The organism is Mesorhizobium sanjuanii, assembly GCF_002529485.1.
In the GTDB taxonomy this organism is placed as follows: Bacteria; Pseudomonadota; Alphaproteobacteria; order Rhizobiales; family Rhizobiaceae; genus Mesorhizobium; species Mesorhizobium sanjuanii.
The window spans coordinates 1-25,992 of sequence record NZ_NWQG01000109.1 but is presented as its reverse complement, the minus strand read 5'-3'; the positions used below and the strand labels follow the sequence as shown (position 1 = coordinate 25,992).

Sequence of the window (25,992 nt, the reverse complement as noted above, 5' to 3'; positions counted from 1 at the left end):
GGCCAGTGCCAGCGCCGCGGCGGCCAGAATGGTTTTCCACAATTTCATCGCGCAAACTCCCCATAGGCTCGAATGTGCTCAAAAAAGCCCGGCCGATAGAAGCGTGATTTCGCCGAGGAGTAAATCGCGTTTCATCTTATCCGGCAGCGCCGGGAGGAATGTTTTTCTTCGAACTGCATGCTCAATCGATTGGCGCGTACCTGGTCGCTACCCGGAGACGGTACCTCTCAGCAGCACGTTGAGCCCGATCGCCATCACCTTGGCCGATTCCACCATGTCCGATATCCCGACCCACTCGTCGGGCCTGTGGGCGAGGTCGAGAATGCCCGGGCCGTAGGCAATGCAGTCGTAGATATGGCCGATGCGGGCAATGTGCTTCTGATCGTAGGTGCCGGGCGAAATCACATAGTCGGGCTCGCGGTCGAAAATCTCCATGATGCCTTGCGCCACCGCCTTGACGACAGGCGCGTCGCGCTCGGTCATCAGTGGCAGCACCTCCATGAGGTCGCGGATTTCGTAGTCGAATTTCCTGCGCTCGCGCTTCAGCCGCTCAAGAATATCAGTGACCTCGCTTTTGACCGTGGCCAAATCCTCTTCGAGCAGGAAGCGGCGGTCGATGGTCAGCCGGCACGAATCGGGCACGTTGGGCGAGGGCAGGCCGGGCCGAAAATCCTCGGTCTGGCCGCCATGGATCGAATTGATGTTCATGGTCGAGCGTTTTGCGCCCTCGGGCACGACCGGCATGCGCGTCATCTTGCGGTCGAGCGCCGGGAACAGCTCGTCCTCGAAAGCCTGCAGCACGGCGCCCATATGGCGCACGGCATTGTCGCCGAGGAACGGCATCGAGCCATGCGCGATCTCGCCCTTGGTCTCGATCTCGGCCCACCAGACACCGCGGTGACCGAGGCAGATGCGATCCTTGTTCAACGGCTCGGGGATGATGACGTGGTCGACCTTGGGCGCTGAGAAATAGCCTGATTTGGCCAGATGGGCGACGCCGCCGAAGCCGCCGGACTCCTCGTCGACCGTGCCTGAAATCTCGATGGCGCCGGGAAAATCGGGGAAGACCTCCATGAAGGCCTCGGCGGCGATGATGGAAGCGGCGAGCCCGCCCTTCATGTCGCAAGCGCCACGGCCATAGACCTTGCCGTCCCTGACGATGCCGGCGAAGGGATCGACGGTCCAGCCGTCGCCGGCCTCGACCACGTCGATATGCGAGTTGAAATGCACGCAGGCGCCGGCCGAGCGGCCATCAAAACGGGCAACAACGTTGACGCGCGGATAGCGGTCGGTGTCGCCGGGCGTGCCTTCGGCGCGGATGAATTCGATCCCGAAACCGCGCTTCTTCAGGCGTGCACCGACATATTCGGCGCATGGCCGATAGGCCTCGCCAGGCGGATTGATGGTCGGAAAGCTGATCAGGTCCGCGGTCAGCGCGACCAGGTCGTCGACCCGATCGTCGACCGCCTTCAGGAGTCGTTCGTTCATCTGGCGAGTTGAGCAGGCAAGCACGCGATTTGGCAAGCCTGTTGGTGGATCGCGCCAAGGTTGCGTATCGCTGCGGCAACTATGGCGGGAAATCGTTCAAATTCGCTGCTTTGGATTGGTGAATTCGTCAAGGAGTGTGTGTTACCTCGTTCACATACCATTAAAAAGACGAAGAATAGCGTGAAGGCAAGCAGGCAAGGGCAATCAAAGGGGTTTGGTTCCATGAAAAAGATGGTTCTCGTGGCAGCGGTACTGGCAACGATGCTGTTCGGTTCTTCGGTCGAAGGCCAGGCAGCCAGGCTGGTTGCAAACATCGACGTATCTTCGCAGACGATGACAGTAAGATACGGCGCGGCGGTTTACCGGTGGAGCGTTTCTACTGCCCGCAAAGGTTATATCACGCCGCGCGGCAGCTACCGGCCGCAACGGACGGAACGGATGTGGTATTCGCGCAAATACGACATGTCGCCGATGCCTCATTCGGTGTTCTTTCGCGGCGGCTACGCCATCCACGGCACGGGCGCGGTGAAGTCTCTCGGGCGTCCGGCCTCGCATGGTTGCGTGCGGCTGCACCCCTCCAATGCCGCCGCCTTCTATTCGATGGTGAAGCAAGCCGGCTTCCGCAACACGCGGATCGTCGTCACCAATTAGGGCCTGCTCTGCGGAAGCCAAATACAAATAGCCTCGGCGGGCGGGTCGTTGGCGCAAATCAGCACCATGAATAAATTCCTAGCATAGCTGCCCTCACAAAGCAATGGATCAGGGGCGCAAACCCCGAAGCGATTGCCTTGGGGCGGTCCCTGCTCAGGCGGCTTCGCCGTGCTCTCTCGCCTGCTTACGCCGCTTTTTGCGCCTGTTGCTGATTTCCCACCTCTTGTGGAACCACATCCACTGGCCGGGATCCTCGCGCACCCAGCGCTCGACGACATCGTTGAGAAGCTGGGTGGTGGCATGGACGTCAACACTGCCGGAGGCGGTGCGCGGCAAGATCAGCCTGTCCTCGATCTCGAGCCGGAAGCGGTTGCCCGGCAAGCGCATGCAACGCGCCGGATAGACATCGCAGTCATAGTGCCGGGCCAGGGTGGCCAGGATCCGGTTGCTCTCGCACGGGCGGCCGAAGAAGGTCGTTTCGAGACCGCCCGAGAATTTCTGGTCGACGAGGACGCCGATGTTGCCGCCCTTCTCCAGGATGCCTGCCAGCGCGAACGAAGCGCCGGTCGAGGAAGGCAGCAGGGAGCCCATGGTCGATCGGCGCGTCGAGAGAATGTAGTCGGCAAGATAAGGGTTGTTGGGCGGGCGAAACAGCGCCGTGATGTTCATGCCGAAAGTCGCGGCAGCGACCGGAAGCAGTTCGAAATTGCCGAGATGCCCGGTGAAGATGATGTGCGGCTTTTCCTCGCCGGCGATCTGAACGAAATGGTCTATCCCCTTGACCTCGACGCGGCCTGGCTTTGTCGCCGCCGGATCAAAGTCGAACAAGGCGTCGAGAAAGATGTATTCCGCCGCGAGGCGAGCCATATTGCCCCACATGTCGGAAGCGATGGCCTGGATCTCGCTTTCGCTCTTTTCCGGATAGGCCTTGCGCAAATTGTCGATCGCTACGTCGTGGCGTCCGACCCAGGGACCAATGCGGCGGGCGGCGCGGTCGGCGAAATTGAGCGCGCTGTCGACCGGCAGCAGGCGCAGCACCGAAATCATCGCCATCGCGGCGCGCGCCACCAGCCAATAGTTGAATTGGCGAAGCCGCCTGCCGTGGCGAAACGCCAGGTCGCGGCGGACCTTCCTGAAAGCGCCGCCGAGCATTCTCAGCCGACACGCAAGATGATCTTGCCGAACACGTCGCGGCCTTCCATGCGCTTCAGCGCGGCATCGATACCGTCGAAGTCGACCTCGGTGTCGATGACCGGCGCGACGAGCCCCGCCGCCATTTTCTGCATGGCATCGGCCATGTTCCCCATGCGGCAGCCGAAGGAGCCGAGCAGTTTCAGCTGCTGCTGGAACAATTGCATCAGATTGATTTGCGTCGAGACGCCCGAGGTGGAACCGCAGGTCACCAGGCGGCCGCCGCGCTTCAGGCACAGCATTGAGGCGGCAAAGGTGTCAGCGCCGACATGCTCGAAGACGACGTCGACGCCCTTCTTCCTGGTCAGCTTGCGCACGACGCCTTCGAAACGGTCCTCGCGATAGTTGATGACGTGGTCGGCGCCAAGCGCTTTCGCCTTGTCGATCTTGTCGTTGGAACCGACCGTGGTGATCACGGTGCAGCCCATTTTCCTGGCAAGCTGGATCGCGGCGGAACCGATGCCCGAGCCGCCGGCATGGATGAGGATGGTCTCGCCGGGCTGCAGCCTGGCATTGTCGAACAGCATGTGCTCGACCGTGCCGAAGGTTACGGGTGCGACGGCCGCGCCGATGTCGGTCACGCCGGGCGGGGCAGGGACCAGCAGGCGCGCTGGCAGGTTTATCTGCTCCTGCGCGAAGCCGTCGAGATGAAAGCCGTGAACGCCGGAGACATGCTCGCAGAGATTGTCGCGCCCTTCGCGGCAGGCCCGGCAAAGCCCGCAGGTGCGCGCGCCATAGATCGACACCAATTGTCCGGGCAGAAGATTGGAAACGCCAGGGCCGACCGCCTCGACCTCGCCGGAGGCTTCGGCGCCGACGACCAGTGGCAGCTTGCGCTTGGCGAAGGCCATGCCGCGCCAGCCCCAGACGTCTATGTGGTTCAGCGCCACCGCCTTGATGCGCAGTGTCACTTCGCCGAGCGAAGGCGGCGGGGGAGGCGGCAGGTCCACCGTCTCAAGGCGGCGGTCCTCGATAAGTTGCAATGCGCGCATTGGGCCTGTCGGTTCTGTCTGGCGGAAAAAGGTCGCTTAGACCGGTTCCCGCGCCATGACAAGGCAGGTGTTCTGGCCGCCGAAGCCGAAGGAGTTTGACAAAACCGTGCCGACCTCGGCGTTGCGCTTCTGGTTAGGCACCACGTCGAGCACGATCGCCGGATCGGGATTGTCGTAGTTGATGGTTGGCGGAATGACGCTTTCGCGCATGGTCATCAGCGAAAACGCGGCCTCGACGGCGCCGGCGGCCGACAATGTGTGGCCGATCATCGACTTGTTCGACGAGATCGGCATCGAGCCGATCCGCTCGCCGAACACTGTCGACAGCGACAGATGCTCCATCTTGTCGTTTTCCGGTGTCGAGGTGCCATGCGCGTTGACATAGTCGATCTCGTCTTCGCTCAGGCCCGCATCGGCGAGCGCAGCGCGCACCGCGGCGATCGCCGGCGAACCGTCCGGCTTGGAGCGGGTGCGGTGGAAATCGTCGGCCTTCTCGCCGCAACCACGCATGATGCCGAGAATGGTCGCACCACGGGCAAGTGCGGCTTCCAGCGATTCCAGCACCAGTGCGCCGGAGCCTTCGGCGAGGACAAAACCGTCGCGATCCTTGGAAAAGGGTTTTGAGGCCTTCTCAGGAAGGTCGTTGTGGGTGGAAAGCGCCGAAAGCAGCGAGAAGCGGATGAGCGCCTCGGCGGTCGCCGAGCCGTCGGCGCCGATCGACAATGCCCTGTCGCATTCGCCGCGACGGATCGCTTCGACGCCGAGCTGGATGGCGGTGGCGCCGGAGGCGCAGGCCGTCGACAGCGTGATCGGCAGACCGCGGGTGCCGAAACGGTCGGCCAGCCGGTCGGCGATAGAGCCAAACTGCGTGGTCTCGAAGATGTCGAGTTCCTTGAGGCCCCGCGCGACTCTTAGCAGCCTTTCTGCGCCAGCATCCTGACTGTCGGAATTGTAGAGCGAGAAGCGCTCGCTCCAGTCGAGTTCGACCGGTGGCGAAGCGAGAAAAAGCGGTCCGCCGAAATCGCCTGCGTCGAGACCGGATTCGGCCACCGCCTCCTGTGCCGCGGTTTCGGCCAGTTCATAGGTGAGCAGGCTGGCGCCCTTCGAACTGGACGGCAGGAAGTCGACCATACCGGAAATGCGGGTGTTCAGGTGATCGACCGGAAAGCGGGTGATCGGATGGATACCCGATTTGCCTGAGGTGAGTGCCGCCCAATTGTCGGCCTTGCCGACGCCAAGCGACGTCACCACGCCGATGCCGGTGACGGCGACGATCGGCCTGCCCATATGGTCTTTCAGATTGGCCATCTCTTTTCCCAAAACAGTTTAATCGGCGGCGCTGACCAGCGCCATGCCCTCGAATTGGTGATAGCCGATCGCCGTTGCAAGCACGGTCCTGGGAATACCGCCGAACGGCTTCTCGTTAGCGGCATCAAAGGCGGGGTAGGCGGCCTTGCGCTCGACGGCGAGTGCCGCAAGCGCCACGGCGAAGGGGAACTGCGCTTCCTTCATGTGGCCGGTCAGCGTCGAAAAGGCGCGGACGGCAATCGCCGGATTGGCATCGAGCGCCGTTTTCTCGGCAGCGGTCGCGGCGTGAGCGCCCGACGCCCCTGAAATCGCAAGCAGCTCACCGTTCGGCAATGCCGCCTGCTTAAGCAGTGAGGCGATCCCGGCATCGAGTTCGCCTCGCCGGCGCCTGGCGCGTCCGGATACGATCGGGCCGAGTTCCGCGTAGATCTTGCGTCCGCGCTTCACCGCATGCTCGCGCTGCTCCAGAACGAGGAATGCGCCACCGGATCCGGTCACCACGCCGCCACCTTCGCCGCCCTGCCTTTGCCAGACCGGTTTCCAGGCGCCGCGATGCAGGTAGCCGGCCAGCTCATAACCGAGCAGCATGTCGGAATGTTCGGTCTGGAACGCGCCGCCGACGAGAATATGCGTCGACTGGCCGGAGCGGATGCGGGCGGCGGCCGTCTCGACGGCGGCGACGCCAGCACCTTCCTCGCCCATGAAGGTGCGCGACGATCCCGTGACCTTGTGGACGATGGAGATGTTGCCGGCTAGCAGATTGGAAAGTTGCGCCAGGAATAGCGTCGGCCGCAATTCGGTGGTCAGCTTCTCGTTGAGGAGCACGTCGCGATCGTTGCGGCTTTCCGAAGCAGCGAGGATCGCCGCGTCGACCGCCTCGTCGCGCTCGCCGCCGCCTGCGGCCACCACCATGTCCATGGTCGTGCAGAGCTCGTCATTGCCCTTGATGCCGGCATCGTCCAGCGCCAGGCCTGCGGCGTAGGTGCCAAGCCGCTGCCAGGTTTCCATCTGCCGCTGGTCACCGCGCTTGGCGATCTGCAGGTTCCAGTCGATCGCCGGTAGCGGGTGAACGGTATAGGGCGCGAAGCGAGAGGCATCGAGCACCGGTTCGATCCCCGGCTGGGTGAGCTTTTGCCAGTGCGCATCCGGACCTTCTCCCTGCGAAGAAACAAGGCCGATACCAGTGATGACGACGTCGTGGGGACTGCTCATGAGCGGCTTTGTGGGTCAGGCGATTTCTTGTTGTTTTGCGCATGATCCCTATCCGAAAATCGATGCCGATTTTCGGGGTCATGCGCCAAGCGCGTCAAGGTCACGCGGCCTGTCTCCATCAGGCGTTCTTGGCCGCGACCAGCGCGTCGATCTTGGCGCACAGGTTCTTCATGACGAAGTAATCATCGGTCGAGGCCTTGCCGTCATTGACTTCCTGCGTCCACTTTTCCAGCGGCACCTTGATGCCGAATTCCTTGTCGATGGCAAAGACGATGTCGAGGAAGTCGAGGCTGTCGATGCCGAGATCGTCGATGGTGTGGCTTTCTGGGGTGATCGTGTCGATATCGATCTCACTGGTGTCGGCGATGATCTTGGCGACTTTGTCGAACGTGGTGGACAAGGGCTTTTCCTTCGGTTGCGGGCGGAATCTGTCCGCATCTTGTTTGGGCGCTGTCTAATCGGTTTTTCAGGGCAGGAAAAGGCCTGATACGCCGGGCGCAGATGGGATGCGGGCCTGGAAGAGACAAGATGGGCCGCCGGATGGCCTGGTGGCCCTTCCATTTGACGCAACGTTAGCTCCCAGGGCATCGAACTCCGCCGGTGGCATTTTTGCAAGGTTTGGCAAAGATGGCGGTCCTGTCAGAACGTAACGCGGCCGAGCACGCGCAGGCCATCGCCCTGCGGCTCGACGATCACGACCTCGCCTTCGCGCGGCGAGATGCCGGTGAGGGCCACGATATTCTCCAGATGGGTGACCATGACCAGAATGTCGGAGCCGGAATAACCGCGGATTTCGGTCATGGTCGCGGCGATCTGGGCGGCCTTCTCGCTCGGGTCGGTCTTCAGCAGGTCGAGCGGCGCGAAGGGCTCGGGTTCTTCCCTGAAAGCGATGCGGGCTGTGTCGAGGCTGCGGCAGTAGCGGCTGGAAAGCACGCGCTCGATGGGCGCCGCGCGGGCGCCGAACAGCGCGCCGATCTTGCGCGCCTGCTGCTTGCCGCGCGTCGAGAGGTTGACCTGGGTCGAGCATTTCTCGAGGTCGAAATTCGCCGGATCGGCGTTGCCGCTGACCATGGCATGGCGAAGCAGCACCACATGTGCGCCGTCGCGCAGCAGCGCCCAGCCGGCTTCAGTCGAATGGGCGGCGGCGGGAATGACAAGCAGCAATAGGGCCAGCACAAATCGAAGCATCAGACGTCCTTTTCAGGTGACCGGCAGGTGGGTTCCGGTCACCGCATATAGGGATGGCAAAGCCGGCCGAAAGACAAGGCATGACCAAGCCCGGCCGTTTTTGAAAACGGACCGCTTCGCAAGGCAGGGCGATTGCACTGCGATCGCGGCTCGCCTATCACGGGAAAAATGTCTCCGCTCATCGAAACCGTCCTTTTTGTCTTCGGCCTTGTCGCGCTCGGCTATCTGGCCGGGCTCACCGGCTATCTGAAGGCCGAGGCGGGCGAGGCCATCGCCGAATTCGCCGTCGGGGTGGCTATGCCGCTGCTTCTGTTTCGCACCATGGTCAACGCCGATTTTCATGGCTCCGCGCCCTGGTCGTTCTGGGGAGCTTATTTCGCGGCGGCGGCGGTCACATGGGCCGCGGGCCATCTGGTCATCACGCGGTGGTTCGGGCGCGACTCGCGCGCGGGCGTGGTCGGCGGCGTGTCGTCGGCTTTTTCCAATCTCGTCCTGCTTGGCATCCCGTTCGTCCTCGGCACATTTGGGCCAAGTGGATTCGAAGTGCTGTCGCTGCTGGTTTCCGTGCATCTGCCGACGATGATCATGGCATCGATCATCCTGTTTGAGATTTTTGGCCGCGGTGACGAGCAGATGCATCCGCTGCGCATCATCCGGAGCTTCTTTCGCAAGATGTTCTCCAATCCGCTGATCATCGGCATCCTGGCCGGATGGGTGTGGCGTATCACCGGCCTGCCATTGCCGACGCTGGCCGTGCGGCTGGTCGACGCGCTGGCCGACATCGCCGGACCGGTCGCGCTGTTTGCCATGGGGCTTGGCCTGTGCCGCTTCGGCATCTCCGGCAACGTGCGGCCGGCGCTGGCGCTGTCGGCGCTGAAGCTGGTTTTGATGCCGGCCGTTGCGCTCGGCCTGGTCTGGCTGGTTGGCCTGCCGCCGCTGTCGGCGAAGGTGGCGGTCGTGGCGGCCGCACTGCCATCCGGGGTCAATTCATACCTGATTGCCTCGCAGTTCAACACCGGCCAGGCGTTGGCGTCGAACCAGATGACCATCGCCACCGCCTGTGCGGTCGTCACCACGACGTTCTGGCTGACGGTGGTTGTGCAGATTTTCGGCTAGTTTTGACTGGCCCAAACCCTATATGCCATCTTGCGATTGCTTGCAGGGCTTGCCCTAGGTAAAGAGCAGTGGCTCCAGCGTGCCGGGCGTCGACGCCATTGCGCACGCTCACCCGAGGAAATCCAGCGACCGGCCCGTCAGTGCGCCGAACGGAGGCTAGACCATGCTTCAGAAAACCAGCCATTTCATGCGCCAGGCCAATCTCATCAACGGCGAATGGGTGCAGGCCGACAGCGGCCAGACGGTCGATGTCAACAACCCGGCCACCGGCCTCAAGATCGGCACGGTGCCGAAGTCGGGCAAGGTGGAGACCCGCCGCGCCATCGAAGCTGCCGAGGAAGCCTTCAAGACGTGGCGCAAGACCACCGCGCTTGAGCGCTCGAAGCTGCTGCGCAAGCTGCATGACGCGATGATGGACAATCAGGACGTGCTGGCCGAACTCCTGACCATCGAGCAGGGCAAGTCGCTGTTCGAGTCCAAGGGCGAGATTGGCTCGGCCGCGTCCTACATATTGTGGTTCGCCGAAGAAGGCCGCCGCACCTATGGCGACGTGGTGCCTTCGCCGTGGGCGGATCGCCGTATCCTGGTGACCAAGGAGCCGGTCGGCGTCATCGCCGCCATCACGCCGTGGAATTTCCCGTCCTCGATGCTGGCCCGCAAACTCGGCCCGGCGCTTGCCGCCGGCTGCACGGCAGTCGTCAAGCCGGCTTCGCAGACGCCTTATTCCGGTCTCGCCTGGGGCGCGCTGGCCGAGGAAGTCGGCTTCCCCAAGGGCGTCATCAACATCCTGACCGGTTCCGCCGCCGAGATCGGTGACGAGATCTGCGCCAATCCGCTGGTCAAGAAGATCACCTTCACCGGCTCGACAGAGGTCGGCAAGATCCTGATCCAGAAGTCGTCCGTCACCGTCAAGAAGGTGTCGATGGAACTCGGCGGCAATGCGCCGTTCATCGTCTTCGATGACGCCGACATCGAACGTGCCGTCGCCGGCGCGATCACCGCGAAGTACCGCAATTCCGGCCAGACCTGCGTCTGCACCAACCGTTTCTTCGTGCAGGCGAAGATCTATGACAAGTTCGTCGAGAAGCTCGCGGCCGCCAGCAACGGGCTGAAGGTCGGTTCCGGCCTTGAAGAGGGCGTCCAGCAGGGGCCGTTGATCGACGAGAAGGCGGTCGAAAAGGTCGAGGAACTGATCGCCGACGCCGCAGCCAAGGGCGGCAAGGTCGTCGCCGGCGGCAAGCGCCATGCGCTTGGCGGCTCGTTCTTCCAGCCGACGGTGATCGCCAATGCGACGCCGAAGATGCGCTTCATGAAGGAAGAGATCTTCGGCCCGGTCGCCCCCGTGTTCAAGTTTGAAACCGAGGACGAGGTCGTAGCGCTCGCCAACGACACCGATTTCGGCTTGGCCTGTTATTTCTACACCGGCGATCTCGGCCGCGCCTTCCGGGTGATGGAAGGGCTGAAATACGGCATGGTCGGGGTCAATGAAGGCCTCATCACCACGCCGGAGGCACCGTTCGGCGGCGTCAAGGAATCGGGCCTCGGCAAGGAAGGCGGACATCAGGGCATCGAGGACTATCTCGACACCAAATATGTCTGCATTGGCGGGCTTGGCCTCTGATTATCTTGCCCCCCTGACTATCTGGGGCCTCTGACTATCTTGGGGGTCTGTTGATCACAGCAGACCCCGCCAAGCCCGAAAGCTCAGGCGGGCATCGATCAACCAACCGGCATTTTCGGGCATGGCGATGAAGGACGGCGAGGTCTTCGGCACGACGCAGGCGGGCGACCAGGTCCGCCGCTTCACCATTCGCGGCGGCGGCCTCACCGCCAACATCATCGGGCTCGGCGCCATCATCCAGGATTTGCGCCTGGCCGGCCACGACGCGCCGCTGGTGCTGGGATATGACCGTTTCGAACCCTATGAGACGGACAGGGCCTTCTTCGGCGCCGTCGTCGGGCGCTTTGCCAACCGCCTCCGCGACGGTCGCTTCACCATCGCCGGAAAGCGCTACCAGAGCGAGCGCAATTTCCTCGACAAGCATACGCTGCACGGCGGCTCGGAAGGTTTCTTCCACCGGCCGTGGACCGTTTCACTGCACGGTCGGGATTTCGTCACGCTGACTCTGCATGATCCCGACGGCACGATGGGCTTTCCCGGCGCGCTCGACGTGACCTGCACCTACCGGCTGAAGATCCCCGGCACGCTGAGCATCGAGATGACCGCGACCTGCGAGGAGCCGACGCTCTGCAATCTCGCCCAGCATTCCTATTTCAACCTCGACGATGGCGGCGCCGGCGACATCCTCGACCACCGATTGATGCTGAATGCCGGCGCCTATACGCCGGTCGACGCCGAGATGATCCCGACTGGCGCGGTCAAGCCTGTCGATGGCACGCCCTTCGACTTCCGCCAGGCGCGCCCGTTGCGCATGGAGACCGAGGGCGAACAGCTTCCCTACGACCTCAACTTCTGCCTCGCTCCGACGCGCGGGCCGCTCAAGCAAGCTTCCTGGGCGCAAGGTGCGAGTTCCGGGGTCGAGATGGAGGTGTGGACCACGGAGCCGGGTCTCCAGCTCTATACGGGTCAGTATCTGCAACCGTCTTCGTCAGGGCTGGACGGACGTCACTACAAGGCTTTCTCAGGCTTCTGCCTGGAGGCGCAGGTCTGGCCGGACGCGCCGAACCGGCCGTACTTCCCGCAGGCCACGCTGTGGCCGGGCCAGATCTACCATCAGGTGACGGAATACCGGTTCAGGTTGCCTTAGGTTGCGACAGACCTAATCGTCGAACGCTTTCCTGAGCGTTTCGAACGGCGCCAGCGCGCCGCGCACCTGGACGACGGCGGCGGCGACGCGATGCGCGCGCAGCGCCGCTTCTGCCAGGGCGTGGCCGGCAAGCCGGGCGGCGAGATAGCCGCCATTGAAGGAATCGCCGGCGCCGGTGGTGTCGACCGGGGCGGCGACATGCACGGCCGGAATGGATTGCAAGGTGTCGTTTTCGGCGATCAGCGCCGGCTCCTCGCCATTCTTGACCACGACTTCGCCGACCAGCTTTCCCAGTCGTTGCGCCGTAACCTGCGGTGCTGCATCGCCGAACAGCATCTGCTCATCGGGGAAAGTCGGCAGCGCGATGTCGGTGACGGCAAGAGCGTCGAGGATCGCGGCTTGCGCTTCCTCATGGCTGCGCCACAGTCGCGGCCGGTAGTTGGGATCGAAGGCGACAAGCGAACCAGCCGCACGCGCCTTGGCTACGGCCTTCAGCAACGTCTTGCGCGCGGCATCGTCCAGAATTGCCAAAGTGATTCCGGAAAAGTAGACAAGCGCCTGGTTTTTAAGGCTTTTTGCCAGTGCGGCCGGATCGGAGGCGAGCTGCCGCGCGGCCGCGTCGCCGCGCCAGTAGGTGAAAGAGCGTTCCGCGCCGGTCAGCGTGATCGCATAGAGGCCGGGCCGAGCGCCCGGTATGACCGGACTTCCGCCGATGCCGATGCCGTTTTCGGCAAAGAAGGCGATCTGGCCTTGCGAGAACGGATCGTCGCCGAAGGCCGACACATAGGTTGCCGGGCGATCGCCGCTCAGCGCATGCAGCGCCCACAGCGTGTTGAAGGTGTCGCCGGCAAAGCCCATGCGCCAATTCGGTCCCGCCTGGCCTGAAAGTTCGATCATGCACTCACCGAGCGAGACGACACCGTTTCCTGCCATGAATCTCCCTCCTAGTGCGTATCGCCCCAAAAAGGCGTAACGACATGCATAAACCAAAGACCCGGTGCTGTAGCTTTTTGCAACCGGCAGCGCCATGCTTGGCGATGGCGGATTTTTGCGCCAGACCGTTTTCCCGCAGGCGGCGGGACGCTATCTGCCGACCAAGACGTTAATGGCTGAAAGGAACCGGTTTGGCATTGTTATGGCGTTATGTTCTGGCGGGTCTTGGTCTGGCTGCCTTGCTGGCTGGCATTCTTTCCGTCGTCTACCTGACGACGCGGCATGCGCCTCAGCTGGCCGGGACGGACATTTCCCGTTCGAAAACGACGGCGCACGGGCTGTTTGTGGCAAGTTTCGAGCCCGAAAAGGGTGCCATCCGCCAAGGCGAGCTGCAATCCTGGCTGCTGACGCTGAAGACAGTTGCGGGAACGCCTGTGCAAGGGGCCGCGATCTCGGTTTCTGGCGGCATGCCGCAGCACAATCACGGCCTGCCGACCAGCCCGCAGGCGACCGACTATCTGGGCGACGGGCGCTATCGCATCGAAGGGCTGAAATTCACGATGAGCGGATTGTGGCAGTTGCATTTCGCCATTTCCGCGGCGGCCGGTTCGGACACGGTCGTCTTCAACGTGCTGCTGTGAGCTGGTTTTCGCGTCTTCTCCTGCTGATGGCGATGGCCGTGCTTGCCGGCTGCGGCAAGCCGGAATTCTCCGATGCCGAGAAGAAGACCATCGCCTCGCTGGCGCTCAACACCTTGCCGCCACTGAAGGCCGACACCACCAACCGCTTCGCCGACGTGCCGGCCGCGGCTGCTCTGGGTTCAACGCTGTTCTTCGACACCGGGATGAGCGGGGATGGCATGGTTTCCTGCTCGACCTGCCACAAGATCGACCGGCAGTTCCAGGACGACCTGCCGCAGGCGGTCGGTGTCGGCCGCACCAACCGGCGCACAATGCCGCTGGCCGGCGTCGCGCATGATCCCTGGTTCTTCTGGGACGGGCGGCGCGACAGTCTTTGGGCGCAGGCGCTGACGCCGCTGGAAAATCCGCTGGAACACGCCGGCAACCGCGCCGCCTTCGCGCATTACATCAAGGCGCGCTTCGGCGAGCGCTACGAACGCATCTTCGGGCCGCTGCCCGACCTATCCACTGTGCCGGCCGATGCCAGCCCGCTCGGCACCGATGCCGAGAAGGCGGCGTGGAGCGCCATGTCCGATCAACAGACAGAGGACGTCAATCGCGTCTTCGCCAATATCGGCAAGGCGATCGCCGCCTTCGAACGCTCGATCGCGCCGCCGCAGACGCGCTTCGACCGTTTCGCCATCGATATGGCCACCGGTGCCAAGCCAAAAGACGACGACACCTTTTCGCCCGAGGAGGTCCTTGGGCTGAAGCTGTTCGTCGGCAAAGCCAATTGCGTGACATGCCACACCGGGTCGCGCTTCACCGACAACAGTTTCCACAATACCGGCGTGCCGCCGGTCAAGGGTTTGCCGCCGGATCGCGGCCGCATAGATGCGGTACGCCAAGTCGAGGCCGACCCGTTCAACTGTTTTGGCGCCTTTCGCGACGGCGATGCCAGCGCCTGCGGCGAGCTGCGCTTCATGGTCAAGGCCGGACCGGAACTCGTCCGCGCCTACAAGACGCCGTCATTGCGCGGTGCGGCCAGCCGTGCGCCCTACATGCATGCCGGGCAGTTCGCGTCGCTCGACGAGGTGGTGGCGCATTATTCCAGGGCGCCGGCAAGTGTCGAAGGTGCGTCCGAAATCCATCCGCTGCAGCTCTCGGACCGCGAGCGTGCGGCATTGGTGGCTTTTTTGAAGACGCTGGCGGAGTGAGTTTGCCAGCGACGTTGCGAAGCGAGGTCGAGTTGGCTTTGAAGCGTCGATCATCCGCGGCTAACCTCAGCGGCAAATCGCAAACTTTGGAAATTGGCCGAGACATCCCTCTTTTCGTCATCCTGGGGTCTGCGCCGCGTCGCTTCGCTCCTTGCTCCGCCCCAGGATGACGAAGGCGTGGTGGCTTATGGCTTACCGCCAGCGCTGGATCGACCGCTGGAGGTCGGTCTTTACGCAGAGATACTATCGATCCTTCACCGTCTCCATCGCCACGAACGTCGAAGTCTGGGCGACATGGGGCAGGGCGGAGATGCGCTCGCCGAGCACGCGGCGATAGGCGGCGATGTCGGTGGTGCGGACTTTCAGGAGATAGTCGAAGCTCGACGCCATCATGTGGCACTGCTCGATCTCCGGCACCGCCTGGACGGCACGGTTGAAGGCGTCGAGAGCGGCGGAACGGGTATCGGACAGTTTGACCTGGACGAAGGCGACATGACCTTCGCCCATGCGCTCGCGGTCGATGATCGCCTGGTAGCCCCTGATATAGCCGTCCTTCTCCAGCCGCTTGACCCGCGCCTGCACCGGCGTCTTCGACAGGCCGACCTTGGCGGCGAGTTCCGCCATGGAAAGCCGGCCATCGCGGGCCAATGCCGACAGGATGTTCCTATCGATGCGGTCCAATTGGTCTTCGGTCATGGATTTCATGGTTCAACTGATGGAAATCAGGCCATATGATAGGTCAATTGACCTATCCTGTCGATTTCTTTGGAACGACTGAAATTTGGCTTTGTGCTAGTTTGCGCCATTCGGTCCGGTGACCGCCGGCCCGCTCCCTGATGCTCGCTTCACAGGACCGCCATGCAAGCGCTCGATCTCATCCGCCAGCAGATCCGTGCCAATTACCTGCCCGACGAAGACCAGGCCATGAAGCGGCTGGCCGAGGCGACGGGGCTGTCGACAAAGGACCGAAAAGCGATCTCGGCCCGCGCCGCCGATCTGGTGCGGGCGGTGCGCGGCTCGTCCGATCCCAGGCTGATGGAGGTTTTTCTCTCCGCCTACGGCCTCTCGACCAAGGAGGGCGTGGCGCTGATGTGCCTGGCCGAGGCGCTGCTGCGGGTGCCCGACACCGAGACGATGGACGATCTCATCGCCGACAAGATCGCGCCGCACGACTGGTCGGCGCATTCGGGCGGTTCGAGCTCGATCTTCGTCAATGCCTCGACTTGGGCGCTGATGCTGACGGGCCGCGTGCTCGACGAGGGCGAGGGCGGCATCGAGGGCACGCTGCGCGCCATGGTGCGCAGGCTGGGCGAGCCGGTCATCCGCAAGGCGGTTGCTGCCGCCATGCGCGAAATGGGCGAGCAATTCGTGCTCGGCCGCACCATCGCCGAGGCCGTCAAGCGCGGCCGGCCGATGACGCAGAAAGGCTATCTCTATTCCTTCGACATGCTGGGCGAGGCGGCCCGCACCGAGGCCGATGCGCTGCGCTACCACAAGGCCTATGCCGATGCGATTTCCTCGCTCGATGCCGGCTCCAATGGCCCCGACATCCGCCAGAACCATGGCATTTCGGTCAAGCTTTCGGCGCTGCATCCGCGTTATGAAGTCGCGCAGAAGGAAAAAATGCTGCCTGTCATGGCGGAGCGGCTTTTGTCGCTGGCGCTGGCGGCGCGCCATTCTCGCATGGGCCTCAACATCGACGCCGAGGAGGCCGACCGCCTCGACCTGTCGCTCGACGTCATAGAGCGGGTGCTGGCCGAGCCGGAGCTGGCCGGCTGGAACGGCTTTGGCGTCGTCGTCCAGGCCTATGGTCCGCGCGCCGCCTTCGTCATCGACTGGCTCTACGCATTGGCGAGGAAGTACGACCGCACCATCATGGTGCGGCTGGTCAAGGGGGCCTATTGGGACACCGAGATCAAGCGGGCACAGATGCTGGGACTCGACGGCTATCCCGTCTTCACCCGCAAGGCCAACACCGATGTCTCCTATATGGCCTGTGCAAGAAAACTGCTGTCGATGACCGATCGCATCTATCCGCAGTTCGCCACTCACAACGCCCACACCGTGGCCGCCATCCTGTCGATGGCCGAGAACCGCGATTCCTTCGAGTTCCAGCGCCTGCACGGCATGGGCGAGGCGCTGCACGAGACAGTGCGCCAGGCCGAAGGCACGCGCTGCCGCATCTACGCGCCGGTCGGCGCGCATTCCGACCTGCTGGCCTATCTGGTGCGCCGGCTGCTGGAGAACGGCGCCAATTCCTCCTTCGTCCATCAACTCACCGACGAGGAGGTCGAGCCGGAGGACATCGCCCGCGACCCGCTCGAAACGGTGGAGAAACAGGGCCCCGCCGCCAATCCGGCGATTGCGCGTCCCGCGGCGATCTTCGGCGGCGGGCGGCGAAATTCGAAAGGGTTCGACATCACCGATACGGTGACGCTGGCCGCCATCGACAAGGCCAAGGCGGGGTTCGCCGGGCCGGATCGCTGGCACGCCAAGCCGATCACACGGGCCGCCGGCTATGGCAAGCAACGCCCGATCGTCAATCCGGCCAGGCCTGACGAGGTGGTCGGCACGGTAAGCGAGGCGGCCGTCAAGCAGGTCGCGACCGCCGTGCGTATAGCGGTCGAGGCGCAGCCGGCCTGGGCGAGGCGTCCGGTCGCCGAGCGCGCTGCCATCCTCAATCGCGCCGCCGACCTCTACGAGGCCAACGCGGTCGAGTTCTTCGCGCTGGCGACGCGCGAGGCCGGCAAGTCGCTCGCCGACGGTGTCGCCGAAGTGCGCGAGGCAGTCGACTTCCTGCGCTATTACGCCGCCGAGGCGGCCAATGTCGAAGCGGGCACGCAAGCGCGCGGCGCCATCGTTTGCATCTCGCCGTGGAATTTCCCGCTCGCCATCTTCACGGGCCAGATCGCCGCCGCGCTGGTGACCGGCAATTCGGTGATCGCCAAGCCGGCCGAGCAGACGCCGCTGATCGCCTTTCGCGCCGTCGAAATGCTGCGCGAGGCCGGCGTGCCGGAAGACGTCATCCAGCTTCTGCCCGGCGATGGACCGTCGGTCGGCGGACCGCTCACCGCTGACCCGCGCATTGCCGGCGTCTGCTTTACCGGCTCGACCGAGGTCGCCAAACTGATCGAGAAGCAACTGGCCGAGACCGCCGCGCCCGATGCGATGCTGATCGCCGAGACCGGCGGGCTGAATGCGATGATCGTCGATTCGACAGCACTGCCCGAGCAGGCGGTGCGCGACATCCTGGCGTCGGCTTTCCAGAGTGCGGGCCAGCGCTGCTCGGCGCTGCGCGTGCTTTATGTGCAAAAGGACGTCGAGAAGAAGATGCTGGAGATGTTGAAGGGGGCGATGGAAGCGCTCAGCATCGGCGATCCCTGGCAGATTTCGACCGATGTCGGCCCGGTCATCGACGATGAGGCCAAGGACTCGATCCGCGACTATTGCACCAAGATGGGCCTGCAGGGCCGGCTGATTGCCAAGCTCGAAGCGCCGAAGAGCGGTCGCTTCGTCGCGCCGCATGTGTTCCGGGTCAAGGGCATCGAGGAGATGGAGCGCGAGGTGTTCGGACCGGTGTTGCATGTCGCCAGTTTCGACGCCGAGAGGATCGATGCCGTTATCGCTGCCATCAACCGCAAGGGTTATGGCCTGACCTTCGGCTTGCATACCCGTATCGAGGGCCGCGTCCAGCATTTCGTCGACGGCATTCATGCCGGCAACATCTACGTCAATCGCAACCAGATCGGCGCCGTGGTCGGTTCGCAGCCCTTTGGCGGCGAGGGCCTCTCCGGCACCGGGCCGAAGGCCGGTGGCCCGCATTATCTCCGGCGCTTTCGCAAGGGCCCCGAGGCCGGCACGCATATCGCCGATGGCCGCAAGGTGACGGCAACCGAACTCGCCGACAATCTGCCGGACCCCGCGCTTGGTGGCTGGTCGACACGGCCGGACCGCGTCGCCATCCTGCGCAAACATCTGCGCGGCAAGGGCGCGGCGGCGATCGGCGCTGCCGCGAGCATCGATTTCGGCCAGGTCGACCTGCCGGGACCGACCGGCGAGGCCAACACGCTGTCGCTGTCGCCGCGCGGACGTGTGCTGTGCCTGGGACCGGACGCCGACACGCTACTCGCCCAGACCATTCAGGCGCTGGCGGCCGGCAATGCGGTGCTTGCCGTGGCGCCTGGTGCGCCGGCGGCACTGTCGGCACTGACCGGCAAGGGCTTGCCGCTTGCGGCCATCGACGGCCGGCCCGACCCGGTCGAGGCACGCTCTCTGCGTGTCGACGTCGTCGCCTTTTCCGGCACGCCCGAGGCCGCGCGCATCGTGCGCAAAGTCATCGCCGACCGCGCCGGTCCGATCGTGCTGCTGGTCAGCGAGGTGCTCAACCCGGCGGCATATGCTCATGAAAGGGCTGTCTGCGTCGACACCACGGCGGCAGGCGGCAATGCCAGCCTGCTGGCTGCGGCGTAAGTCAGCATGCTCTTCGTTGCTCCTAGGGCCGCCTCGTGTTGACAAGAAGCCATGTCGACTGAACAAGTGGGCAACTCGACCGGGGCGAACAGATGCAGCATACGTCTCCACGCTTTGAGCTTCCGCGTGTTCGCGTCGTCATCACCAGTCACAATTATCGGAACTATATCGAGGATGCGATCCGTTCGGTCCTGGCGCAGACCTATGAGAAATGGGACTGCGTCATCGTCGATGACGCTTCGACCGACGGCTCGGCCGACCATATCCGCCGGCTACTCGAAGCGATCGGTGACCCGCGCTTCAGCCTGTTGGTGCGTTCGCAGAATGGCGGCCAGCTTGAATCGTTCCGCGATGGTTTCGCCGCGGGCGACGCGCCATTCGTAGCTTTCCTCGATTCCGACGATATGTGGTCGCCGAATTTCCTCGTAGCGCACCTTGCGGCCCATTTGAATGCGACGCGCCCGGCGTCGCTGTCCAGTTCCGACGTCTTTCTGGTCGATCGCGACCGCACCTTGCTGGCCGGCACCTACATTCAATTGCGAAAGCCGCGTTCCAAGCCGGATACCTCGGGTGCGGCCATCACACCCGGTAGGCAGCTCGGCGAAATGGCACCCGAGATCGCCTATGCTTCGGACCACCCGATCACCCATTTCAGACCCGGCGCCTATGGCTGGATGTGGGCGCCAACATCGTCGATGGTCTTTCGGCGCGGCGCGCTGGAACCGGTTCTGGCTTTCCCATTCAAGGCCAGGATGGGGACCGACTATCTGGCGGCGACATGCGCGCATCTGGAGGCCGGCAGCCTGATCTTGTCGGAATGCCTTGGCCTCTACCGCCTGCATGGGGCCAACGCATCCACCAACATCACCTACGCCGGAGGCCATGTGCAGCAGTCGCCGGTGTACCGAGCGCAGGAGATGACCATGGCGGCGGATGTCGTAGACTATGTCGTGGCCAATGCGGAGCGGCTCAGCATCGTCAATGGCCAGGACTTCGTACCCGGGTTCCTGTCGCAGCATGTCAAAAGGTTCAGCGGCTTGGGAAACGATCCGCGCCTGCTGCCTTTCCTTGACCGGCGCAGCCGCTGGCGGCGGTTGCGCAAGCGTTTCACGCGGGGGCTACGGGGACTGTTCGGCAAGGCCTGACCGGAGGGTCACGCGCCCTCGACGACCGAAAAGCCCTCGAACTGCGGATGACCGAGATAGTGCACCTTCGAGGTGCCGGTATTGCGGTGGGCGGCGCGAAAATTCTCGGATTTGGTCCAGGCGACAAAATCCTCGTGGCTCGCCCACACCGTATGCGAGGCGAACAGCGTGTAGCCTTCGGTTTCGTTGACCGGTCCGCGCAGCAGGTGGAATTCCTTGAAGCCCTGCATCGCCGAAAGACTGGAATCGCGGTTTTTCCAGACGTCCTCGAAAGCGTCCTCCGAGCCTTTCTGGACCTTGAAGCGGTTCATGGCGATGTACATTGGGATTCCTTTCAGAATTGATGACGTGTGAGGATTGATGGATTGTCCGAGGTGGAGGTTGTCAGAACGGGCCGATCCGCGCTTTGAACACCCAACTTGACCTGCCAGTCTCGACCGGGATGGGCGGGAACGGGGCTTGCTGGCGCACCAGTGTCAAAGCGAATTGATCAAGCTCGGCAGAGCCTGAGCTTTCTGCAAGCTGTATGTCGCCGATGCTGCCGTCGGCCACGACAACGAAAACGACCCTGGCATTGTTGCGAGCTTTCGCTTGTATGGATTTCGAAACGCGACGGTTGGCGCGGGAAAGCTTCTTCTGAACTTCACCGCTGTAGCGGGATTCCGCCGCATTGCCGATCGCAGTCTGCTCTTCGCCTTTGCTGGCAATCACGGCCTGATCGCGTTCCTCGCCGTCTGCCGCTCCGGGCGAATCGCCGGTCTTGCTTATTCCTCGAAGTCCGGCTGGTCCGCTTGGCCTTGCAGTTGGGACGGGTGGCAAATCGGCAGTGGACTCATCGGCAGCCGGCGCTTCGGTGCTTTGCGTCTGAACTGCGGACTGTGCAGACTCCTCAGCGCTTGGTGCGATACTCCTATCCTGCTGGCGGGTGGCGGTGACGGTCGTCAGGGTGTCCTGAGCGGGGGTTGCCTGTTTGGCAATTTCCGGCGAACGCTCGGGCGTTGTCGGCTCCTCCACGTTTTGAGGCGTCTCGCTCGGCGGCACGGGCTGAACAGCCTCGGGTTTGGCCGGCCGTGGATCGGCTACCAGGGTAACATCCACCGCGCTGGGTGCCTGGTTATCCGAAGCGCTGCCGACCACGTTGGCGCCGGTTTGATCGGTGCCTTCCATCTGGATTGCATCCCCGGAAGCGAATGTCCCGGCGGGCGCGATCAGAAACGCCGCCGCCACAGCGGCATGGAGCAGGCAGGAGGCGATGATCGCCACCATCCATTTGCGGTTTCCGGCTGGCTGCGCCTGCGCGAGCGGCTCGGCTGGCGTGATCGCCAGTTCGCTGCCGGCGTCGGGGAGGGGGCTGATTTTCTGCATGTCTCGCGGCGAGACCTGCCGCGAGCGACATGGGATTGTCAAATCAAGATCGGTTGCCGCCCATGGCAGCGGACCGGACACAGGCCATGCTACGGTGTTATGCGTGAATATGGTATGCAGCCCCACTCAGACCCCGAAAGCGATGCCGGTCTTGGTCGCGGTCTTCAGGCCGCGCATGCAGGCCGCTGGTTCGGCGCTTGCGCCCGTGCATTCCGTCGCGCTGTTGATCAGCACGCGGCTGAGCTTGGTGCAGTCGGCACCGGCAAGGTCGAATCGCGTCACCTTGGTCTTGCCCGCCGGCAATTCCTTGAAGTCGAGCACGGTCAGCCGGTCGACGACGCCGGCCTCGTTGAACAGCGCGATCTCGAAAGCCGCCTTGGTGAGATCCGTGCCAAGGCCGTTGTTGACGACGAAGGTCAGGCGGCAGCCCTTGTCCGAGGGCTGCACGGCGTTGAGCTCCAAGGTCAGCGATGGGGCCGGCGCGGCCTGTTGCGCCAGCGCCGGGCCCATCGCAAGCGACACCACCAGCGCCGAGGTCAGCAGGCGAAGCGATGCCGTCAAGCCAGTCATTTGGATCAGCCTCCAAACCGCATGGTAGCCGCCAGCTTCAGCGTGACGCCGGGCTCGTAGATGACACTGGTGGCCGATACGTTCAACGGATTAGTATACTTCACATCGAACAAATTGTCGGCACGGAAGTCGACCTTGAAATTGTCGGTCGCCTGATAGCTGGCGAAGGCATTGACCAGCGTATAGTCCTTGGCGATCGCGTTGCCCTTCGGCTTGCCATTGTACTGCACTTCGCCACCGACGGTGAGCTTGTCTTCGAGGAAGCGCAGGCCGAGTTGCGCCGTGACCTGGGAGGAGGGGATGGTGGCAAGGTCAGCCCGGTCGCCTTCATAGGAAATGGTGTGGCCATCGATGAATGACGCGGAAAGCCCGGCATATCCCCATGCGGCATCGTAGAACGCTTCCATTTCGAAGCCGTCGATCTTGGCCTTGGCGAAATTCTGGTACTGGAAGCAGATCGGGATACCCGGACCGAACGGGCAGCCGCTGGTCGGGTCGAATGCCGACAGTGTCACGCCGTCGATATAGTCGTCGACATTGTTGTTGAAGTAGGCGGCTTTCAGCCGCAGCGCATCGTCGGCCTGGATGACGCCATTGGTGCTGTAGTTGACGCCGAACTCGACGGTCTTGCCGGTTTCAGGCTTGAGGTTCGGGTTGGGCAGGAACGGGAAGGTGACGCCTGCCGGATGGTTGCCGCTGATCAGCGTTTCCGTCAGTGACGGGGACCGATAGCCTTCCGCGTAGGTGCCGTAGAATTGCAGCCCCGAAAGGCTCGCGCTCTCAAACGGCGAGACGCCGACGGTGATGCGCGGCGACAGCCGGTCGCCGGAGGTTTCGCCGACATCGCTGTCGAGCTTGTAGCTGTCGTAGCGCAGTCCGGCGATGACTTCGAGCCAATCCCAGGTGAGCTTGTCCTGGACATAGGCGCCGGAAACGTTCCGCTTGCCCGAAGGCGTGTAGAAACTGTCCCCGCCTGCCGTGCCGCCGGTGTCGACGTCGTCGCCCACCCAGTCGCCACCATAGGTCAGTTCATGCGCGATCGTACTGGTCTCGAACCGAGACGTGTTCCAGATGTCGATGCCGGTGGTGCCGATATCAAAGGTCGATAGCGAACCTGCCGGCAGGACGACAGGAAGACCGGTGACGGGGTCGAAGCGGTTCTGGGGGACCAGCGTCGTCAGATCGAGGTTGGTCTTGTTGTAGGAGGCATTGATGTGCAGGTCGAGCCAGCTCTTGGCGTCGTCGGTGATGTTGTAACGGGCGGTGAAGGTGTTGGACTTCAAGTCGGCGTCGTTCACCGGGATGCCGCCGCTGACCTCGTTCCAGCCGTCGCTCGAGCCGACCCAGCCGAGCTTCAATTCGCTGTTTTCGCTCGGGCGGATGGTGGTCTTGAGTAGGCCGCTCAGCACGTCGAAGCCGGTGCCGTTGACGGTGTCGCCGCCGCCATCCTTGTAGTCGCCGTAGTCGCGGTAGACGATGTTGCCCAGCACGTCCCAGTTTTCGTTGAAGCGGTAAGCGCCGGTGGCGCTGGTGGTCCAGCCCTCGCCGTTGCTCTCGTAGCGTCCGGTCACGGAGCCGGCCCAGGTCTCGTCCGGCTTGAGGAAATCCTGCGCATCCTTGGTGTCGAAGAAGACAACGCCGCCGATCGCGCCCGAACCATAAGTGTTGGCCACCGGCCCGCGGATCACGTCGACGGATTTGATGAGCTCGGGATCGATGTAGAAGGTCGACTGCGGGCCATGATCAGAGCGCTGGAAGTTCTGGCGGGCGCCGTCGAGGATCACCTGGACGCGGCCGAAATCCTGCAGGCCACGGATGTTGATGGAGGAACTGACGCGCCTCGCATCGGCCTGGACCGCCACGCCCGGCACGCCCAGCAACATCTCGTTGGGCGTCGTTGCCATGCGCCGCTCCAACTGCTCCTGGTCGACATGACTGGACGAAGACAGGGATTCGATCGCCGTCTCGCCGGTGCGGCTGACGACCAGAATCTGGTCCAGCAGCGTCGCGCCCGCGGGCGTCTGTGCCGCTTCAGTCTGCTGCGCCTGGCCGGTCTGCTGTTCGTCTGTCGCCTGTTGAGCGCCAGCCGGTGCTGTCAGCAAGCTGATTGCCGCCGCGCCGGCCAGCAATGCGGCCATTGTCCTTGCCGTCGACCGATGCACCGGGCCTGGATTCTCCAGACCAAGCCGTCCCCAATTCATCAACCCCATGCCCCAACTCCAAAAAATCCAGGTTCGATGCTGGCTGGCTTGGCGCTCGCTGGCATTTTTGATCGTGTCCGGCGTCTTAAATGTTGACTCACTTACTCCGGTATTGCACTGACTAGTAAACATGATTATTCAAGTCAAGAAATGAATCGGCATCTACGCAACGCCTAACCAGACGCCCGGCACAGGAAAGGGATCGATCCAATGAACACCCACAATCCCAGTGACTTTCGCTATCGCGTCCGCCGTTCCGACGACAATTCGGCTCGTTTCGACCGGGTCCCGCTTGCCGTGAGGACGCTCTCCAGCAACACGCTGTTCCAGGGCGAGCACGAGATCGGCATTGAGCATCACGGCGCGCTCTATCGGTTGAAGATCACCCGCCAGGGCAAGCTGATCCTCAACAAGTAGCTGCAAGGCGCGTGGCTGTAAGACGAGTGGCTATAAGACAGGCAGGTGTTAAGACATGGACCAGCGCGTAAAACCCGCCCCGCATGAAATCCGGCGGGCGCGGGCAGACAATCCCAAGACGCGCGAGCGCGATCTCGCCGCCCAGCTCGGCATTTCGGAGGCCGAACTGGTCGCCGCGCATTGCGGCGACGGGGTCGTGCGCGTCGAGCCGCGCGTCAACGATCTTCTGACCGGGCTGGAGGCTGTCGGCGAGGTCATGGCGCTGACCCGTAACGAAAGCGCGGTGCACGAAAAGATCGGCGTCTACGACAAGGTCGTTACCGGCAACCACAATGCTATGGTGCTTGGCGAGAACATCGACCTGCGCATCTTCCCGAAAGTCTGGGCACACGGCTTTGCCGTGGAAAAGCGCGACGGCGGTGAGATCAGGCGCAGCCTGCAGTTCTTCGATGCGGCAGGCGAGGCGGTGCACAAGGTGCATCTGCGGCCAGCGTCCAACCTCTATGCTTACCAGAAGCTGGTGGCCGCGCTCGAATCGCCGAACCAGGAACCGACCGTTGCGGTTTCAGGAAGCGGGTTCGAAGAGGAGGCCGAGGCACCGGCCGCTTCGGCAAGCGTCGATGATTTGCGCCAGCGCTGGAGCCGGCTGACCGACGTGCACCAGTTCTTCGGCATGCTGAAGACGCTGAAGCTCGACCGCCGCCAGGCAATGCGCATGGTCGGCCAGGACTACGCCTGGCTGCTCGACAATGACGCCGTCAGTGCCATGTTCCACCATGCCGCCAAGGGCGAAATGCCGATCATGTGCTTTGTGGGAAACCGCGGCTGCATCCAGATCCATTCCGGCCCGATCAAGTCGATCAAGCCGATGGGGCCGTGGATCAACGTGCTGGACGAGACCTTCCACCTGCATTTGCGGACCGACCACATCCATGAGATCTGGGCCGTGCGCAAGCCGACCAAGGACGGCCATGTCACCTCGCTCGAAGCCTATGGCGACGACGGCAAGATGATCATCCAGTTCTTCGGCAAACGCCATGAAGGCGAAAGCGAGCGCGAAGACTGGCGGTTCCTTGCCGAGAACCTGCCGCGCATACCAAGCCCGACCGCCGCCTGAGGACAATGACAATGGTTTCTTTT

The 25,992-nt window shown here is 63.3% G+C and carries 23 protein-coding genes; 10 read left to right on the top strand and 13 right to left on the bottom strand.

What is annotated here, in order from left to right:
* Positions 1 to 207 precede the first annotated feature (207 nt).
* The gene (locus CN311_RS17710; protein WP_097575038.1) at positions 208 to 1,488 is read right to left on the bottom strand and encodes an acetylornithine deacetylase/succinyl-diaminopimelate desuccinylase family protein; all 1,281 of its coding nucleotides are present in this window, start codon (positions 1,486 to 1,488) and stop codon (positions 208 to 210) included.
* Between the two features lie 222 nt (positions 1,489 to 1,710).
* Between CN311_RS17710 and CN311_RS17705 the strand changes: the two genes are divergently transcribed.
* A complete protein-coding gene (locus CN311_RS17705) occupies positions 1,711 to 2,139 on the top strand; it encodes a L,D-transpeptidase (RefSeq protein ID WP_097575037.1) in 429 nt (142 codons plus the stop codon).
* Between the two features lie 153 nt (positions 2,140 to 2,292).
* Here the strand turns inward: CN311_RS17705 and CN311_RS17700 are convergent, their stop codons facing one another.
* The 6 genes from CN311_RS17700 to CN311_RS17675 all read right to left on the bottom strand — a co-directional run bounded on the left by CN311_RS17700 (position 2,293) and on the right by CN311_RS17675 (position 8,030).
* Entirely contained in the window at positions 2,293 to 3,291 is a 999-nt protein-coding gene (locus CN311_RS17700) for a lipid A biosynthesis lauroyl acyltransferase (RefSeq protein WP_097575036.1), read from the bottom strand.
* 2 nt (positions 3,292 to 3,293) lie between these two features.
* Positions 3,294 to 4,322 carry a zinc-binding dehydrogenase gene (locus CN311_RS17695; protein ID WP_097575035.1) on the bottom strand — a complete coding sequence of 343 codons (1,029 nt, stop codon included), beginning with the start codon at positions 4,320 to 4,322 and terminating at the stop codon, positions 3,294 to 3,296.
* A 36-nt stretch (positions 4,323 to 4,358) separates the two neighbouring features.
* Positions 4,359 to 5,630, bottom strand: coding sequence for a beta-ketoacyl-ACP synthase (locus tag CN311_RS17690; protein ID WP_097575034.1), 1,272 nt, complete (start codon positions 5,628 to 5,630; stop codon positions 4,359 to 4,361).
* Between the two features lie 18 nt (positions 5,631 to 5,648).
* Complete coding sequence (locus tag CN311_RS17685) at positions 5,649 to 6,842, bottom strand: beta-ketoacyl-ACP synthase (RefSeq protein ID WP_097575033.1); 1,194 nt, start codon at positions 6,840 to 6,842, stop codon at positions 5,649 to 5,651.
* 118 nt (positions 6,843 to 6,960) lie between these two features.
* Entirely contained in the window at positions 6,961 to 7,242 is a 282-nt protein-coding gene (locus tag CN311_RS17680; protein WP_006335407.1) for an acyl carrier protein, read from the bottom strand.
* Between the two features lie 239 nt (positions 7,243 to 7,481).
* On the bottom strand, positions 7,482 to 8,030 hold the full coding sequence (locus CN311_RS17675) for a histidine phosphatase family protein (protein ID WP_097575032.1): 549 nt from the start codon (positions 8,028 to 8,030) through the stop codon (positions 7,482 to 7,484).
* Positions 8,031 to 8,198: 168 nt separating this feature from the next.
* Between CN311_RS17675 and CN311_RS17670 the strand changes: the two genes are divergently transcribed.
* From CN311_RS17670 to CN311_RS17660, 3 genes are all read left to right on the top strand, one after another.
* Complete coding sequence (locus CN311_RS17670) at positions 8,199 to 9,146, top strand: AEC family transporter (protein WP_097575031.1); 948 nt, start codon at positions 8,199 to 8,201, stop codon at positions 9,144 to 9,146.
* 163 nt (positions 9,147 to 9,309) lie between these two features.
* Positions 9,310 to 10,767, top strand: coding sequence for an NAD-dependent succinate-semialdehyde dehydrogenase (locus CN311_RS17665; protein ID WP_097575030.1), 1,458 nt, complete (start codon positions 9,310 to 9,312; stop codon positions 10,765 to 10,767).
* 121 nt (positions 10,768 to 10,888) lie between these two features.
* The gene (locus CN311_RS17660) at positions 10,889 to 11,914 is read left to right on the top strand and encodes an aldose epimerase family protein (RefSeq protein WP_097575029.1); all 1,026 of its coding nucleotides are present in this window, start codon (positions 10,889 to 10,891) and stop codon (positions 11,912 to 11,914) included.
* Positions 11,915 to 11,926: 12 nt separating this feature from the next.
* Here CN311_RS17660 and CN311_RS17655 read toward each other — a convergent pair whose 3' ends face one another.
* On the bottom strand, positions 11,927 to 12,847 hold the full coding sequence (locus CN311_RS17655; protein ID WP_097575028.1) for a sugar kinase: 921 nt from the start codon (positions 12,845 to 12,847) through the stop codon (positions 11,927 to 11,929).
* Positions 12,848 to 13,038: 191 nt separating this feature from the next.
* On the opposite strand from CN311_RS17655, the gene CN311_RS17650 reads away from it, so the two are divergent.
* Together CN311_RS17650 and CN311_RS17645 are read left to right on the top strand one after the other, a co-directional pair.
* Positions 13,039 to 13,488: a FixH family protein gene (locus CN311_RS17650; RefSeq protein ID WP_097575027.1), complete on the top strand. Its 450-nt coding sequence runs from the start codon at positions 13,039 to 13,041 to the stop codon at positions 13,486 to 13,488.
* 26 nt (positions 13,489 to 13,514) lie between these two features.
* Complete coding sequence (locus CN311_RS17645) at positions 13,515 to 14,684, top strand: cytochrome-c peroxidase (RefSeq protein WP_097575040.1); 1,170 nt, start codon at positions 13,515 to 13,517, stop codon at positions 14,682 to 14,684.
* A 243-nt stretch (positions 14,685 to 14,927) separates the two neighbouring features.
* Here CN311_RS17645 and CN311_RS17640 read toward each other — a convergent pair whose 3' ends face one another.
* Complete coding sequence (locus CN311_RS17640; protein WP_097575039.1) at positions 14,928 to 15,380, bottom strand: Lrp/AsnC family transcriptional regulator; 453 nt, start codon at positions 15,378 to 15,380, stop codon at positions 14,928 to 14,930.
* 162 nt (positions 15,381 to 15,542) lie between these two features.
* Between CN311_RS17640 and putA the strand changes: the two genes are divergently transcribed.
* Positions 15,543 to 19,154 (top strand): bifunctional proline dehydrogenase/L-glutamate gamma-semialdehyde dehydrogenase PutA, encoded by a 3,612-nt coding sequence (putA, locus tag CN311_RS17635; RefSeq protein ID WP_097575026.1) that lies wholly within the window; start codon positions 15,543 to 15,545, stop codon positions 19,152 to 19,154.
* Positions 19,155 to 19,246: 92 nt separating this feature from the next.
* Complete coding sequence (locus tag CN311_RS17630; RefSeq protein WP_097575025.1) at positions 19,247 to 20,299, top strand: glycosyltransferase; 1,053 nt, start codon at positions 19,247 to 19,249, stop codon at positions 20,297 to 20,299.
* Between the two features lie 8 nt (positions 20,300 to 20,307).
* Here CN311_RS17630 and hmuQ read toward each other — a convergent pair whose 3' ends face one another.
* The 4 genes from hmuQ to CN311_RS17610 form a co-directional block, all read right to left on the bottom strand.
* Positions 20,308 to 20,622 (bottom strand): heme-degrading protein HmuQ, encoded by a 315-nt coding sequence (gene hmuQ, locus CN311_RS17625; RefSeq protein WP_097575024.1) that lies wholly within the window; start codon positions 20,620 to 20,622, stop codon positions 20,308 to 20,310.
* A 61-nt stretch (positions 20,623 to 20,683) separates the two neighbouring features.
* Complete coding sequence (locus tag CN311_RS17620) at positions 20,684 to 21,664, bottom strand: energy transducer TonB family protein (protein WP_097575023.1); 981 nt, start codon at positions 21,662 to 21,664, stop codon at positions 20,684 to 20,686.
* A 126-nt stretch (positions 21,665 to 21,790) separates the two neighbouring features.
* Complete coding sequence (locus CN311_RS17615) at positions 21,791 to 22,234, bottom strand: hypothetical protein (RefSeq protein ID WP_097575022.1); 444 nt, start codon at positions 22,232 to 22,234, stop codon at positions 21,791 to 21,793.
* 5 nt (positions 22,235 to 22,239) lie between these two features.
* Positions 22,240 to 24,444: a TonB-dependent hemoglobin/transferrin/lactoferrin family receptor gene (locus CN311_RS17610; protein WP_165779738.1), complete on the bottom strand. Its 2,205-nt coding sequence runs from the start codon at positions 24,442 to 24,444 to the stop codon at positions 22,240 to 22,242.
* A gap of 201 nt (positions 24,445 to 24,645) precedes the next feature.
* Between CN311_RS17610 and hemP the strand changes: the two genes are divergently transcribed.
* Complete coding sequence (gene hemP, locus CN311_RS17605; protein ID WP_006335375.1) at positions 24,646 to 24,852, top strand: hemin uptake protein HemP; 207 nt, start codon at positions 24,646 to 24,648, stop codon at positions 24,850 to 24,852.
* Positions 24,853 to 24,907: 55 nt separating this feature from the next.
* Positions 24,908 to 25,969 (top strand): hemin-degrading factor, encoded by a 1,062-nt coding sequence (locus CN311_RS17600; protein ID WP_097575020.1) that lies wholly within the window; start codon positions 24,908 to 24,910, stop codon positions 25,967 to 25,969.
* Positions 25,970 to 25,992 lie beyond the last annotated feature (23 nt).

Bases quoted from the DNA above. Each gene is read 5' to 3' on its own strand.
- CN311_RS17710 (WP_097575038.1), bottom strand. From the start codon at position 1,488: ATGAACGAACGACTCCTGAAGGCGGTCGACGATCGGGTCGACGACCTG.
- CN311_RS17705 (WP_097575037.1), top strand. From the start codon at position 1,711: ATGAAAAAGATGGTTCTCGTGGCAGCGGTACTGGCAACGATGCTGTTC.
- CN311_RS17700 (WP_097575036.1), bottom strand. From the start codon at position 3,291: ATGCTCGGCGGCGCTTTCAGGAAGGTCCGCCGCGACCTGGCGTTTCGC.
- CN311_RS17695 (WP_097575035.1), bottom strand. From the start codon at position 4,322: ATGCGCGCATTGCAACTTATCGAGGACCGCCGCCTTGAGACGGTGGAC.
- CN311_RS17690 (WP_097575034.1), bottom strand. From the start codon at position 5,630: ATGGCCAATCTGAAAGACCATATGGGCAGGCCGATCGTCGCCGTCACC.
- CN311_RS17685 (WP_097575033.1), bottom strand. From the start codon at position 6,842: ATGAGCAGTCCCCACGACGTCGTCATCACTGGTATCGGCCTTGTTTCT.
- CN311_RS17675 (WP_097575032.1), bottom strand. From the start codon at position 8,030: ATGCTTCGATTTGTGCTGGCCCTATTGCTGCTTGTCATTCCCGCCGCC.
- CN311_RS17670 (WP_097575031.1), top strand. From the start codon at position 8,199: ATGTCTCCGCTCATCGAAACCGTCCTTTTTGTCTTCGGCCTTGTCGCG.
- CN311_RS17665 (WP_097575030.1), top strand. From the start codon at position 9,310: ATGCTTCAGAAAACCAGCCATTTCATGCGCCAGGCCAATCTCATCAAC.
- CN311_RS17660 (WP_097575029.1), top strand. From the start codon at position 10,889: ATGGCGATGAAGGACGGCGAGGTCTTCGGCACGACGCAGGCGGGCGAC.
- CN311_RS17655 (WP_097575028.1), bottom strand. From the start codon at position 12,847: ATGGCAGGAAACGGTGTCGTCTCGCTCGGTGAGTGCATGATCGAACTT.
- CN311_RS17645 (WP_097575040.1), top strand. From the start codon at position 13,515: ATGGCGATGGCCGTGCTTGCCGGCTGCGGCAAGCCGGAATTCTCCGAT.
- CN311_RS17640 (WP_097575039.1), bottom strand. From the start codon at position 15,380: ATGACCGAAGACCAATTGGACCGCATCGATAGGAACATCCTGTCGGCA.
- putA (WP_097575026.1), top strand. From the start codon at position 15,543: ATGCAAGCGCTCGATCTCATCCGCCAGCAGATCCGTGCCAATTACCTG.
- CN311_RS17630 (WP_097575025.1), top strand. From the start codon at position 19,247: ATGCAGCATACGTCTCCACGCTTTGAGCTTCCGCGTGTTCGCGTCGTC.
- hmuQ (WP_097575024.1), bottom strand. From the start codon at position 20,622: ATGTACATCGCCATGAACCGCTTCAAGGTCCAGAAAGGCTCGGAGGAC.
- CN311_RS17620 (WP_097575023.1), bottom strand. From the start codon at position 21,664: ATGCAGAAAATCAGCCCCCTCCCCGACGCCGGCAGCGAACTGGCGATC.
- CN311_RS17615 (WP_097575022.1), bottom strand. From the start codon at position 22,234: ATGACTGGCTTGACGGCATCGCTTCGCCTGCTGACCTCGGCGCTGGTG.
- CN311_RS17610 (WP_165779738.1), bottom strand. From the start codon at position 24,444: ATGGGGTTGATGAATTGGGGACGGCTTGGTCTGGAGAATCCAGGCCCG.
- hemP (WP_006335375.1), top strand. From the start codon at position 24,646: ATGAACACCCACAATCCCAGTGACTTTCGCTATCGCGTCCGCCGTTCC.
- CN311_RS17600 (WP_097575020.1), top strand. From the start codon at position 24,908: ATGGACCAGCGCGTAAAACCCGCCCCGCATGAAATCCGGCGGGCGCGG.